Origin of the sequence: Arthrobacter sp. LjRoot78, from assembly GCF_964254335.1 — a bacterium.
Taxonomy (GTDB): domain Bacteria; phylum Actinomycetota; class Actinomycetes; order Actinomycetales; family Micrococcaceae; genus Arthrobacter.
On record NZ_CAXUTG020000001.1, the window covers coordinates 3,877,627 to 3,891,050 of the forward strand.

Consider the following 13,424-nt stretch of genomic DNA (forward strand, 5'->3'; position numbering starts at 1 on the left):
CAGGTCGTGAAACCATACGGATCGTGACCCAGAAAATTGCGTACCAGGGCGAGCCCGGCGCCAACTCAAATATCGCGTGCATGCAGATGTTCCCCGAGGTGGAAAGCGTTCCGTGCGCCAGCTTTGAAGATGCCTTCGAACTGGTGTCCACGGGAGCCGCCGACTTCGCCATGATCCCGATCGAGAACTCGATCGCCGGCCGGGTGGCGGACATCCACATCCTGCTGCCGCAGTCCCGCCTGCAGATCGTGGGCGAGTTCTTCCTGCCCATTCACTTCGACCTGCTGGGCATCCCCGGCAGCACCATCGAAGCGGCCACCGAGGTCCACAGCCACATCCACGCCCTGGGACAGTGCCGGCGGCTCATCCGCGAAGCCGGGCTGCGCCCCGTGATTGCCGGAGACACCGCAGGTTCCGCCCGGGAAGTCCGGGAGTGGAACGACCCCGCCAAGCTGTCCCTCGCTCCCCCGCTCGCAGCCAGCATTTACGGCCTCGAGGTGCTGGCCTCCCGGGTTGAGGATGACCCCTCCAACACCACGCGCTTCGTAGTCCTGGCACCTGAAAAGGAACTGCCGACCAGGGAGGAACTGCCCGGACCGGCTGTGACCAGCTTCCTGTTCCGGGTCCGCAATGTTCCGTCCGCCCTCTTCAAGGCGCTGGGCGGGTTCGCCACCAACGGCGTGAACATGACGCGGCTGGAAAGCTACATGGTGGGCAATGAGTTCGCCGCCACCATGTTCATGGCCGACGTCGAGGGCCACCCGGAGGACCTGCCGCTCAAGCTCGCCCTGGAGGAACTGGACTTCTTCACCACCGAGGTGCGCATCCTGGGCGTCTACGCAGCCGCAGACTACCGGACGGCTCAGGCCACCGCCGCCTGAAAGCGGGCCACGCCTATGTGGCGGGGACGGGCTTGCCTGCCGCCAGGATCGGCGCGAAGAACGCGGCCAGCTCGGCTGTTGCCGTCAGGGGCAGGACGTTCGCCACGTACTGGTCCGGCCGGACCACCACCATCACGCCGCCGCGATCAATGCCGCGCAGTTCGAAAATGTCCGACGCCGGAATGGTGCCGTAGACCTTCTCCAGGTACGTGAGCTTGAATGGCCCCACCTGGGGCTTGAAGACGGCCGGCACCGTGTTGATGTCGATGTTCGTGTGGTCCTGCTGGTAGATCACCTTCACATCGAACCAGGCGTCCGGGTCGGCTCCCGACGGTGTTGCGGCCAGCGGGGAGTCTGGCGCGGTGGCCAACCATTCGGCAAGGTCGGCGGTGGGCGACTGTTGCCCGGGCGCGGCCCCGTCAGCGAAGACGTAGATTCGCCAGCGGCCGTCCGCCGAGGCCTGGTGGCCGAGTTGCAGCGGGTTCGTGTCGCAGACCCGCACCGCCGGTGCAGACTTGAAGCGTTTGCCGATGGTGAATCCGGCGGCCAGTTCCTGGTGCGCGGGCTCGCCGATCAGCATCGAAGGAACGTACTGTGTCATGAAGCCGGCCGGGAATTCGGCAGTGCTCACGTAGAAATCCTCGAGCTCCGAGGGGGACGCGAATTCTTCGGGCTTCTTCGCCATGAGCGTGGACCACTCTTTGTCGAAGTCGATGAGGTTTTTCGCGATGACATGGCGTTCGGCGGAGTAGGTGGACAGCAGGGTTTCCGGACTGCGTCCCTCCAACACGTGGCCCAGCTTCCAGCCGATGTTGAAGCCGTCTTGCATGGAGACGTTCATGCCCTGGCCCGCCTTGGCACTGTGCGTGTGGCAGGCGTCGCCGGTGATGAACACGCGGGGCGTCCGGGTGCCGAGTTCCTCCGGGCGGACGTCGTCGAACCTGTCGGTGAGGCGGTGGCCCACCTCGTAGACGCTGTGCCATGCCACGTTGCGCACGTCGACCTTGTACGGGTGGACGATCGCGTTGGCCTTGGCGATGATCTGTTCAATGGAGGTCTTGCGGACGGCCCCGCGGTCGTCCGCGGCCACCTCGCCGAGGTCCACGTACATGCGGAAGAGATGGCCGCCCTCGCGCGGGATAAGCAGGATGCTGCCGCCGTCGTGGGACTGGATGGCGCACTTCAGGCGGATGTCCGGGAAGTCGGTGTTGGCGAGTACGTCCATAACGCCCCAGGCGTGGTTGGCCTGGTCGCCGGCCATGGTGCAGCCGATCGAGTCCCGCACCTTGCTCCGCGCGCCGTCCGCGCCCACCACGTACTTGGCCCGGACGACACGTTCCCGGCCTTCGTCGGCGCCGGAGGTGTGGACCAGCGTCACAGCAACGGGGTACTCCCCGTCGCCGACCTGGAGTGCGCGGAACTCGTATCCGTAGTCCGGCGTCATGCGGGTGGGGGCGTTCGCCATGACTTCGGCGAAGTAGTCGAGAACACGGGCCTGGTTGACGATCAGGTGCGGGAACTCACTGATCCCGTGCGGATCGTCCAGGGTGCGGGCCGCACGGACGATGTTCGCCGGATTCTGCGGGTCCGGCTTCCAGAACGCCATTTCAGTGATCCGGTAGGCCTCGGCAATAATCCGCTCGGCGAAGCCGAAGGCCTGGAAGGTTTCGACGCTTCGCGCCTGGATGCCGTCGGCCTGGCCGATCTCGAGGCGTCCGGGGCGGCGCTCCACGATGCGGGTGGTGATGCCGGGGAACTGGGACAGCTGCGCGGCGGTAAGCATGCCCGCGGGCCCGGTACCCACAATGAGAACGTCCACTTCGTCGGGAAGCTGCTCGGGCCGGTTGACGCCGACGCCGGCGGCCGGCTGGACTCGCGGGTCACCGGATACGTAGCCGTGGTGGTGGAAATGCACGGGGATTCCTCACTTCGTTGTGTGGCTGTCTTTTGCCGTCATATGTGTTCGATATCAGAACTGCTAGTTCGATAATAGAAATCTACTGCTCATTCGAAACTGTACGCAGATATGACCTGCGTTACAAGTGCCCGTAAAGACCCCCGGAAATCAGGGGTTGACGCCGGGGGGCTCCTAGGTAATAGTTATCGTATACGATTTCGTACTCGATGAGGAGTAACACTTGGAACAGGTCACCGACCACATCCTGGCCGCGGCCCGCAAGGTCATCGCGGTGCACATCAACTACCCCAGCCGGGCAGCCCAGCGCGGCCGCACCCCGGAGCAGCCCTCCTACTTCCTGAAGCCGTCGTCCTCGCTGGCAATCGGCTCGGCGGAGGCCCCCTCTACCGTGGAACGGCCCGCCGGCTGCGAACTCCTCGGTTTCGAAGGCGAGATCGCCCTGATCATCGGCAAGCCGGCCCGCCGCGTGGGTATTGCGGACGCCTGGAGCCACGTCGAGTGGGTCACCGCCAGCAACGACCTCGGCGTCTACGACCTCCGCTACGCGGACAAGGGATCCAACCTCCGCTCCAAGGGCGGCGACGGCTTCACGCCGGTGGGCCCGGGCCTGATCGCGGCAGACGCCGTCGACCCCGCCAAACTCCGCGTCCGCACGTGGCACAACGGCAGCCTGGTCCAGGACGACACCACCGAAGACCTGCTCTTCCCGTTCGCGCGGCTCGTCGCGGACCTCTCCCAGCTGCTCACCCTCGAAGAGGGCGACATCATCCTCACCGGCACCCCGGCCGGCGCCTCCGTGGCCAAGCCGGGCGACGTCGTCGAGGTTGAAGTCAGCACCAGTACGACGGCGGCGGGCGGCGCTGCCACCGGCCTCACCACCGGCCGCCTGGTCACCCGGGTGGAGGAAGGCACGACGCCGTTCGCGGACTTCGGCGCGCGGCCCAGGACCGATGATCTCCAGCGGGAGGAAGCGTACGGTTCCCGCGAAGCGGCCGGCCTCTCAACGCAGCCAGCAGAGGCGACGGCTGCCGCCGTCGGGCCCGTCCTCTCCCCCGGGCTGAAGGCCAAGCTGGAAAGTGTCTGCACCGCCACCCTGTCCTCCCAGCTGCGCAAACGCGGACTGAACAACGTAAGCATCGACGGCCTGACCTCCACCCGGCCGGAGAAGCGGATCGTGGGCCTGGCCCGGACCCTGCGCTACGTACCCAACCGCGAGGACCTCTTCAAGACCCACGGCGGCGGATTCAACGCCCAGAAGAAGGCCATCGATTCGGTCAACGAGGGCGAGATCCTGGTGATGGAGGCCCGCGGGGAAAAGGGCACCGGTACCATCGGCGACATCCTGGCCCTCCGCGCCCAGGTCCGCGGCGCCGCCGCCATCATCACCGACGGCGGCGTTCGGGACTTCTCCGCGGTGGCGGCCATGGACATGCCCACGTACTACGCCAACCCCCACCCCGCGGTGCTGGGCCGCCGGCACATCCCCTGGGACACCGACATCACCATCGCCTGCGGCGGCACCACCGTGCAGCCCGGGGACATCATCGTGGCCGATTCGGACGGCATCCTGGTGATCCCGCCGGCACTCGCCGAAGAGCTTGCTGACGATTCCATCGCGCAGGAACGCGAGGAGGTCTTCATCGCCGAAATGGTGCAGCAGGGCCACAGCGTGGACGGCCTCTACCCGCTGAATGCTGAGTGGCGCGGCAAGTACGAGCAGTGGGAAGCAGGCAAAGCCAATGACTGAGACGGCCACCGCCGGAACCGGGCTGGCAGGCAGCAAGTCCGAGCAGGCCTACAAGGCAGTCAAGGCACGGATCGTGGACGGCACCTACTCCCCCGGCTACCGTCTGGTGCTGGCCAAGATTGCCGAGGACCTGGGCGTAAGCGTCGTGCCGGTCCGCGAAGCCATCCGCCGCCTCGAAGCCGAAGGCCTGGTGAAATTCGAGCGGAACATCGGCGCCACGGTCTCCGGGATTGACCCCACCGAATACCTCTATACGATGCAGACCCTGAGCATCGTGGAGGGTGCGGCCACGGCCCTGTCAGCGCCGCTGATCGGCGCGGCGGACGTGGCCCGGGCCCGGGCCGTGAACGAGGAAATGCGCGACTGCCTGCAGCACTTCGACCCCGTCCGTTTCACCCGGCTGAACCAGGACTTCCACAGTGTCCTGTTCGAGCACTGTCCCAACCCGCACATCCTGGACCTCGTCCACCGCGGCTGGAACCGGCTCGCGTCCCTTCGGTCCTCCACGTTCCGGTTCGTGCCCGGCAGGGCGCACGACTCGGTTGACGAGCACGAGGCCCTCTTGAAGCTCATCGAAACCGGCGCCGACGCCGACACCATCGAAAAAGCAGCACGGCTCCACCGCAGCGCCACCCTGGACGCCTACCTCGCACAAGCCAAGCAGTAATGACCACCGTTAGGACTCAATGATGACGACTGCCGCAGAAACCACAGCCCACTACGTCCCGCAGGACCTTCCCACCCACATCCAGCACTACATCAACGGTGAATTCGTTGACTCCGTGGGCGGCAAGACCTTCGACGTCCTGGACCCGGTGTCCAACACCAACTACGCCACCGCCGCCGCCGGCCAGAAAGAGGACATCGACCTCGCCGTCGCCGCGGCCCGCGAAGCCTTCAAGAACGGGCCCTGGCCGAAGATGAAGCCGCGCGAACGCGCCCGCATCCTGAACAAGATCGCGGACGCCGTCGAAGCCCAGGAGGAGCGCCTGGCCGAACTCGAGACCTTCGACACCGGCCTGCCCATTACCCAGGCCAAGGGCCAGGCACTCCGGGCCGCGGAGAACTTCCGCTTCTTCGCGGATCTGATCGTCGCCCAGTTCGACGACGCCATGAAGGTCCCCGGATCGCAGATCAACTACGTGAACCGCAAGCCGATCGGCGTCGCCGGCCTCATCACTCCGTGGAACACCCCGTTCATGCTGGAGTCCTGGAAGCTCGCCCCTGCCTTGGCCACCGGCAACACCGTGGTGCTCAAGCCCGCAGAATTCACCCCGCTGTCCGCCTCGCTGTGGGCGACCATCTTCAAGGACGCAGGCCTGCCGGACGGCGTGTTCAACCTGGTCAACGGCCTCGGCGAGGAAGCGGGCGACGCCCTGGTCAAGCATCCGGACGTTCCGCTGATCTCCTTCACCGGCGAGACCACCACGGGCCAAACCATATTCCGGAACGCGGCAGCCAACCTCAAGGGCCTCTCCATGGAGCTCGGCGGCAAGTCCCCGTGCGTGGTGTTCGCCGACGCCGACCTCGACGCCGCGATCGACTCCGCGCTCTTCGGCGTCTTCTCGCTCAACGGCGAGCGCTGCACCGCCGGCTCGCGCATCCTGGTGGAACGGGCCATCTACGACGAGTTCTGCGAAAAGTACGCCGCCCGCGCGAAGAACATCGTCGTCGGCGATCCGCATGATCCCAAGACGCAGGTGGGTGCCCTGGTCCACCCGGAGCACTTCGCGAAGGTGGCCTCCTACGTGGAGATCGGCAAGTCCGAAGGCCGGCTGCTGGCCGGCGGCGGCCGCCCGGATCACCTCCCGGAAGGTAACTACATCGCCCCCACCGTGTTCGCCGACGTCGCCCCCGACGCACGGATCTTCCAGGAGGAAATCTTCGGCCCGGTGGTCGCGATCACCCCCTTCGAGAACGACGACGAAGCCCTCGCCCTGGCCAACAACACCAAGTACGGCCTGGCGGCCTACATCTGGACCCAGAACCTCACCCGGGCGCACAACTTCTCCCAGAACGTGGAGGCCGGCATGGTGTGGCTCAACAGCCACAACGTCCGCGACCTCCGCACCCCGTTCGGCGGCGTCAAGGCCTCCGGCTTGGGCCACGAGGGCGGCTACCGCTCCATCGATTTCTACACCGACCAGCAGGCCGTGCACATCACGCTCGGTTCCGTCCACACCCCCAAATTCGGCGCCTAGTTCCGACCCCACAGACCAACACGGCCCCTTTCAAAGAAGAGAGAACACCATGAACAACGTCATCCCGAAGCCCTCCGTCCCCGCTCCGGACATCGTCCGCTGCGCCTACATGGAGATCGTGGTCACGGACCTCGCCAAGTCCCGCGAGTTCTATGTTGACCTCCTGGGCCTGCACGTCACCGAAGAAGACGAGAACAACATCTACCTGCGTTCCCTCGAGGAGTTCATCCACCACAACCTGGTGCTGCGCAAGGGTCCCATCGCCGCCGTCGCCGCTTTTGCCTACCGGGTGAAGTCCCCCGCCGAAGTGGACGCCGCCGAGGCCTACTACAAGGAACTGGGCTGCCGGACCGAACGCCGCAAGGAAGGCTTCACCAAGGGCATCGGCGACTCCGTCCGCGTGGAGGATCCGCTCGGCTTCCCGTACGAATTCTTCTACGACGTGGAGCACGTGGAACGCCTCACCCAGCGCTACGACCTCTACTCCGCCGGCGAACTGGTCCGGCTGGACCACTTCAACCAGGTCACCCCGGATGTACCCCGCGGCCGCAAGTACCTCGAAGACCTCGGCTTCCGCGTTTCCGAAGACATCCAGGATTCAGACGGCGTCTCCTACGCCGTCTGGATGCACCGCAAGCAGACCGTCCACGACACCGCGCTCACCGGCGGCAACGGCCCGCGCATGCACCACGTCGCCTTCGCCACGCACGAGAAGCACAACATCATCCAGATCTGCGACAAGATGGGCGCCCTGCGCATCAGCGACCGGATCGAACGCGGCCCCGGCCGGCACGGCGTATCCAACGCGTTCTACCTCTACATCCTGGACCCGGACGGCCACCGCATCGAGATCTACACCCAGGACTACTACACCGGCGACCCGGACAACCCCACCATCACCTGGGACGTCCACGACAACCAGCGCCGCGACTGGTGGGGCAACCCCGTGGTCCCGTCCTGGTACACCGAGGCCTCCCTGGTCCTGGACCTCGACGGCAACCCGCAGCCCGTCATCCAGCGCACCGACGCCTCTGAGATGGCAGTGACCGTGGGCGCGGACGGCTTCTCCTACACCCGCAAGGACGGATCCCCCGACGGTGACCGGACGGGCTTCAAGCTCGGGGCGCAGCTGTAGCCATGCTGGATGCCAAGACGATCGAGGCCATCGCGGACGAGCTGCTCGAGGCCGGCCGGAATCGCAAGCCGGTGCCCCGGCTGACGACCCGCTACCCGGACATGACGGTGGAGGATTCCTACGCCGTGCAGCAGCTGTGGCGGAACCGGAACGAGGATGCCGGCCGGAAGCTCGTGGGCCGCAAGATCGGCCTCACGTCCAAGGCCATGCAGGCCGCCACGGGCATCACCGAACCGGACTACGGCGCCATCTTCGATGACATGGTCCTCGAAACCGGGTGTTCCGTGCAGTGGGACCGCTACACGCATCCGAGGGTGGAGGTGGAACTGGCGTTTGTGCTGAAAGACGCACTCAAGGGCCCGGGCTGCACCATCTTCGACGTCCTGAACGCCACCGACTACGTGGTCCCGGCCCTCGAGATCCTGGACTCCAGGATCGAGATGGAGGGCCGGACCATCGTGGACACCATCGCGGACAACGCCGCGATGGGGGCCATGGTGGTGGGCGGCCGTCCGGTCAAGCCCGACGCCGTCGACCTCCGCTGGGTCTCGGCCATCCTCTACAAGAACCAGACCGTGGAGGAGACCGGCGTGGCGGCGGGGGTCCTGGACCACCCCGCCAACGGTGTGCACTGGCTGGCCAACAAGATCGCCGCCCACGGTGACGGGATGAAGGCCGGGGACATCATCCTGGCCGGTTCCTTCACCCGCCCGCTCTGGGTCTACCAGGGCGACACCGTCCACGCCGACTACGGCCCCCTGGGAGTTGTCACATGCCGCTTCGAGTAGACCCGGACGCCACGTTCCGGGACGCCCTAGCGGCTGCCGGCCGCCCCCTGGCAGGGATGTGGGTCTGTTCCGGCAGCCCGCTGGTGGCCGAGTTGTGCGCCGGGGCCGGGCTGGACTGGCTGCTGATTGACGCCGAGCACAGCCCCAACGGCCTGGAGTCCATCCTGTCCCAGCTGCAGGCCGTCCGCGGCTACCCGGTCCACACCCTGGTCCGGCCGCCGGTCAACGACACCGTGGTGATCAAGCAGTACCTCGACCTCGGCGTCCAGAACTTGCTGGTGCCCATGGTGAACTCCGCCGCCGAGGCCGAAGCCGCGGTGGCCGCCACCCGGTACCCTCCCCGCGGTGTCCGCGGCGTGGGCTCCGCCCTTGCCCGGGCGTCGAGGTGGAACCGCATCCCGGACTACCTCGCCCGCGCTTCCGACACCGTCAGCCTCACCGTCCAGATCGAGTCCGAAGCCGCCGTCGCAGCGGTGCAGGAGATCCTGGCGGTGGACGGCGTGGACGGCATCTTCCTTGGACCGTCCGACCTTGCCGCCTCCATGGGCGTACTGGGACAGCAGGAACACCCCGAAGTGCGCGCCGCCGTCGAACACTGCCTCGCAGCCGCCACAGCGGCGGGGAAGCCAGCGGGTGTCAACGCCTTCAACAAGGACGTAGCCCGCACCTACCTGGCAGCCGGCGCCACGTTTGTGCTGGTGGGCGCCGACGTGGCGCTCCTGGCCCGCGGCTCCGAGGCACTCGCCGCCGAATTCGTCCCGGCTGGTACCGGCGAAACCCCCGCCAGCTACTAACAGCCACCAAGTTTAAGGACTTTTCCGTGACTCTTTCCCCTGCACTTTCCCCTGCCGTCACCCCTGAGCGGGAAGCGGCACTCCTCGCTTCCGTACCCACCGGCCTGCTGATCGGCGGGCAGTGGGTGGATGCGTCCGACGGCGGCACGTTCGACGTGCACGATCCCGCCACCGGGGAGGTACTCGCCACCCTGGCGTCCGCCACCAGCGCGGACGCTCTGGCCGCCCTGGACGCGGCCGAGAAGGTGCAGGCTTCCTGGGCCAGGACGGCACCCCGTGAGCGCGCCGAAATCCTGCGCCGCGCCTTCGACCTGGTGACCGAACGGGCCGATGACTTTGCCCTGCTGATGACCCTGGAGATGGGCAAGCCACTGGCCGAAGCCCGCGGGGAAGTAACGTACGGTGCCGAGTTCCTGCGCTGGTTCTCCGAAGAGACGGTCCGGGATTACGGCCGCTACCTCACCACCCCGGAGGGCAAAAACAAGATCCTGGTCCAGAAGAAGCCGGTGGGCCCGTGCCTGCTGATCACGCCGTGGAACTTCCCGCTGGCGATGGCCACCCGCAAGGTTGCCCCCGCCGTCGCCGCCGGCTGCACCATGGTGCTCAAGCCCGCCAAGCTCACCCCGCTGACCGCCCAGTACTTCGCCCAGACCATGCTCGACGCCGGCCTGCCCGCGGGGGTCCTGAACGTGGTAGCCTCCGCCAGCGCGTCCGGGATTTCCGGCCCGCTGCTGGCCGATCCGCGGCTGCGCAAGGTCTCCTTCACCGGCTCCACTCCGGTGGGCAAGCGGCTCATGGCCGACGCCGCCGGCAATGTCCTCCGCACGTCCATGGAGCTGGGCGGCAACGCCCCGTTCATCGTGTTCGGGGACGCCGACGTGGACAAAGCCGTCGAAGGTGCCATGGCCGCCAAGATGCGGAACATGGGCGAAGCCTGCACAGCCGCCAACCGGTTCCTGGTCCAGGAATCCGTGGCCGTCGAATTCACGGACAAGTTCGCCGCCGCCATGGGCGCCCTCACCACCGGCCGCGGCACCGAACCGGCCACCCAGGTGGGCCCGCTCATCGACGCCGGCGCCCGCGATGACGTGCACGCCCTGGTGAGCGCCGCCGTCGACGCCGGAGCAACAGCACTCACCGGCGGTTCCCCGACAGAAGGCGCCGGGTACTTCTACCCGCCCACCGTGCTGGGGAACGTCCCGAACGACGCCGCGATCCTGCGGCAGGAAATCTTCGGCCCCGTCGCCCCGGTGACCACGTTCAGCACGGAGGAGGACGCCATCCGGCTCGCCAACGCCAGCGAGTACGGCCTGGCCTCCTACCTCTACAGCCGCGACTTCAACCGGCTGCTGCGCGTGGCCGAACAGATCGAATTCGGTATGGTCGGGTTCAACGCCGGCGTCATCTCCAACGCCGCCGCCCCCTTCGGCGGCGTCAAGCACTCCGGCCTGGGCCGCGAAGGGGGCTCCGAAGGCATCGCCGAATACACCACCACGCAGTACATCGGCATCGCCGACCCCTACGCGAACTGACGGACCGCCCCCGCCGGTGGTTGAGCTCGTCGAAACCGATCTCGACAGGCTCGACCACCGGCGTACCCCCCGGTGTGTGTGGGCATTAGGACTCTGGTCGGCGGGCGGCCCCCGGGCGTAGCCTTGAGGCACTGGCACGCGTGATAGCTGGACATAATGGCGCCGAAGAAGCGATGGGGTTCTCGTCTGGCCGCAGCCTTGTGGAGGCTGGTCGGATTTGTTGCCGTGAGCGCCATCTGCGGGGTCCTGGCCGCCAGCCTGGTGGCACCCAGCGTCGCTGCGGCCGGCATGACGGTCAGCACTTCGATCACGTTCTTCAACAGCCTGCCCGGTGACCTCACGGTCGATCCCCCGTCGCAGGCCACCAAAATGGTGACCGCAGACGGCCAGCCCATCGCCACCTTCTACGCGGAAAACCGGGTGCGCGTCACCCTCGACCAGATGTCGCCGTTCATCAAGGACGCGATAGTCGCGATCGAGGACAGCCGCTTCTACGAACATGGCGGGGTTGACCCGCAGGGCATCCTCCGGGCGCTGACGTTCAACTTCACCCAGGGCGGCCGCCAGGGCGCGTCCACGCTGACCCAGCAGTACGTCACGAACATCATCAATGAGTCGTATCTTTCCGCGGATCAAGGCCAGCAGGTCGTTCTCAGCGGCCAGAAGAGCGTCGGCGACAAGGTTCGGGAGATGAAGCTCGCCATCGAGCTGGAGAAGAAATTCACCAAGGACCAGATCCTCGAAGGCTACCTGAACATCGTGTTCTTCAACCGGGACGCCTACGGGATCGAGGCCGCCGCACGGCACTTCTTCAGCTCTTCCGCCAAGGACCTCACCCTGCCCCAGGCGGCGCTGCTGGCCGGGCTGGTCAACAGCCCCACCTTCTACGACCCTGCCGTGCACCCGGAGAACTCCCTGCAACGCCGCAACCAGGTCCTGGGCAACATGCTGGAGCAGCGGAAAATCACCCGGGCCGAGCACGACGCCGCCGCGGCCACGGGGGTGGAGCTGAAGATCACCCCCGGGCGGCAGGGCTGCGCAGCCGCCGTCATCGCACCGTACTTCTGCGACTACGTGTCCCACCTGATCCTCAACAATCCGGCCTACGGAGCGGACCTCAACGACCGGGAGAGGCTGCTGTACCGCGGCGGCCTGACAATTGTCACCACGCTGGACAGCAGGCTGCAGGCCGCCGCCCAGGCCCAGGTAGACGCCACCGCAGGAGCGAATCCGGACAAATGGGGTGCCTCGCTGGTAACCATCCAGCCCGGTTCCGGCAGGATCCTGGCCATGGCGCAGAACACGGTATTCCTTCCGGCGGAAGGGAAGTTCGACACCCAGCTGAACTTCAACGTTGATTCCAAGGACGCCAACGGCAACGACCTCAACGGCGCGGGCGGATTCCAGCCAGGCTCCACCATGAAGCCCTTCACGTTCGCGGAATGGCTGAACGAGGGCAAACCCATCAACGCCGTGATCGACGCTTCCCGGCGGACCTATCCGCTCGACTTTCCGTGGCGCTCCAGTTGCGGAAAGGTGCTGGGCGCCTACAACACCGCCCAGCGGAATGAGGGCGCAGCTGACGATCTCCAGAACAACGATCCGGGCTACTACCGGCCGATGCCCGTCAACTACGGCCTGTACAACTCCATCAACACGGCGACCTTCGCTGAAGCCACCCAGCTGGACTTCTGCGGCATCCAGAAGATGGTGGATGCGGTGGGGATCCACAGCGGCCTGGACGGAGCCCAGGTGAACATGCACCAGCTGGGCAACCTGCTGGGCGCCATCGGGGTGGCTCCCTTGCACCTGGCGAACGCCTTTGCCACGTTCTCCAACGACGGCCGGTACTGCACCCCCATCGCCATCGCGGACGTCAGTGACCCTGCAGGGCGGCATCATCCGGCCGAGTCCTCCCAGTGCCGCGCCGCCGTCAAGCCCGAGGTGGCCCGCGGCGTCAACGCGGTGCTCCAGGACGTCCTGAAGATGGGTTCCGGCGTGTACATCAACCCGAAGGTCCAGAGCAAGGTGCCGGTGGCGGCCAAGACGGGGACGTCGAACAACAACGGCGCCACCTGGGTGACGGGCTACACCTCCGGCCTGGCCACGGCGTCGTTCTTTGGAGACACACTGGAGGGCCAACAGCGGGCAGGCCAGAACGTCACCATCAACGGCAACTTCTACAAGTCAATCGACGGCTACATGCTTGCCGGGCCGCAGTGGGCCAACTACATGATGGAGGTTGCCGGGCTGTACCCGGCAGAGCCCTTCCCGGCCCCGCCGCCGTCCATGTATGTCCCGCAGCAACCGACGCCGGCCCCTTCCCGCTAGCCCGCAGCCGCCGGGGCAGCCGCATCGCGATGCGCACCTCATCGAGGATCTGGTGCAGCCCGGCGCGGCGGCTGGACGCGAGCCGCCACCGCGGAGG

General features: G+C 66.7%; 10 protein-coding genes. 9 read left to right on the plus strand and 1 reads right to left on the minus strand.

What is annotated here, in order from left to right:
• Positions 1–23: 23 nt before the first annotated feature.
• The gene (locus ACSQ1X_RS18020; RefSeq protein ID WP_436058669.1) at positions 24–881 is read left to right on the plus strand and encodes a prephenate dehydratase; all 858 of its coding nucleotides are present in this window, start codon (positions 24–26) and stop codon (positions 879–881) included.
• A 13-nt stretch (positions 882–894) separates the two neighbouring features.
• On the opposite strand, the gene ACSQ1X_RS18025 is transcribed toward ACSQ1X_RS18020, so the two are convergent.
• Entirely contained in the window at positions 895–2,796 is a 1,902-nt protein-coding gene (locus ACSQ1X_RS18025; protein WP_436058670.1) for an FAD-binding monooxygenase, read from the minus strand.
• Between the two features lie 223 nt (positions 2,797–3,019).
• Between ACSQ1X_RS18025 and ACSQ1X_RS18030 the strand changes: the two genes are divergently transcribed.
• From ACSQ1X_RS18030 to ACSQ1X_RS18065, 8 genes are all read left to right on the plus strand, one after another.
• Positions 3,020–4,546, plus strand: a complete 1,527-nt coding sequence (locus ACSQ1X_RS18030) for a fumarylacetoacetate hydrolase family protein (protein ID WP_436058671.1) — start codon at positions 3,020–3,022, stop codon at positions 4,544–4,546.
• Complete coding sequence (locus tag ACSQ1X_RS18035; RefSeq protein WP_436058672.1) at positions 4,539–5,213, plus strand: GntR family transcriptional regulator; 675 nt, start codon at positions 4,539–4,541, stop codon at positions 5,211–5,213. Before ACSQ1X_RS18030 ends, ACSQ1X_RS18035 begins: the two co-directional genes overlap by 8 nt.
• A 22-nt stretch (positions 5,214–5,235) precedes the next feature.
• Positions 5,236–6,747: a 5-carboxymethyl-2-hydroxymuconate semialdehyde dehydrogenase gene (hpaE, locus tag ACSQ1X_RS18040; RefSeq protein ID WP_436058673.1), complete on the plus strand. Its 1,512-nt coding sequence runs from the start codon at positions 5,236–5,238 to the stop codon at positions 6,745–6,747.
• Between the two features lie 49 nt (positions 6,748–6,796).
• On the plus strand, positions 6,797–7,882 hold the full coding sequence (gene hpaD, locus ACSQ1X_RS18045; protein ID WP_436058674.1) for a 3,4-dihydroxyphenylacetate 2,3-dioxygenase: 1,086 nt from the start codon (positions 6,797–6,799) through the stop codon (positions 7,880–7,882).
• 2 nt (positions 7,883–7,884) lie between these two features.
• Positions 7,885–8,670, plus strand: coding sequence for a 2-oxo-hept-4-ene-1,7-dioate hydratase (gene hpaH, locus ACSQ1X_RS18050; RefSeq protein WP_436058675.1), 786 nt, complete (start codon positions 7,885–7,887; stop codon positions 8,668–8,670).
• Positions 8,655–9,464 (plus strand): aldolase/citrate lyase family protein, encoded by an 810-nt coding sequence (locus ACSQ1X_RS18055; RefSeq protein WP_436058676.1) that lies wholly within the window; start codon positions 8,655–8,657, stop codon positions 9,462–9,464. Before hpaH ends, ACSQ1X_RS18055 begins: the two co-directional genes overlap by 16 nt.
• Positions 9,465–9,490: 26 nt before the next feature.
• Positions 9,491–10,996 (plus strand): NAD-dependent succinate-semialdehyde dehydrogenase, encoded by a 1,506-nt coding sequence (locus tag ACSQ1X_RS18060; RefSeq protein ID WP_436058677.1) that lies wholly within the window; start codon positions 9,491–9,493, stop codon positions 10,994–10,996.
• Between the two features lie 156 nt (positions 10,997–11,152).
• Positions 11,153–13,327: a transglycosylase domain-containing protein gene (locus ACSQ1X_RS18065; RefSeq protein WP_436058678.1), complete on the plus strand. Its 2,175-nt coding sequence runs from the start codon at positions 11,153–11,155 to the stop codon at positions 13,325–13,327.
• The last annotated feature ends 97 nt before the right edge of the window (positions 13,328–13,424 follow it).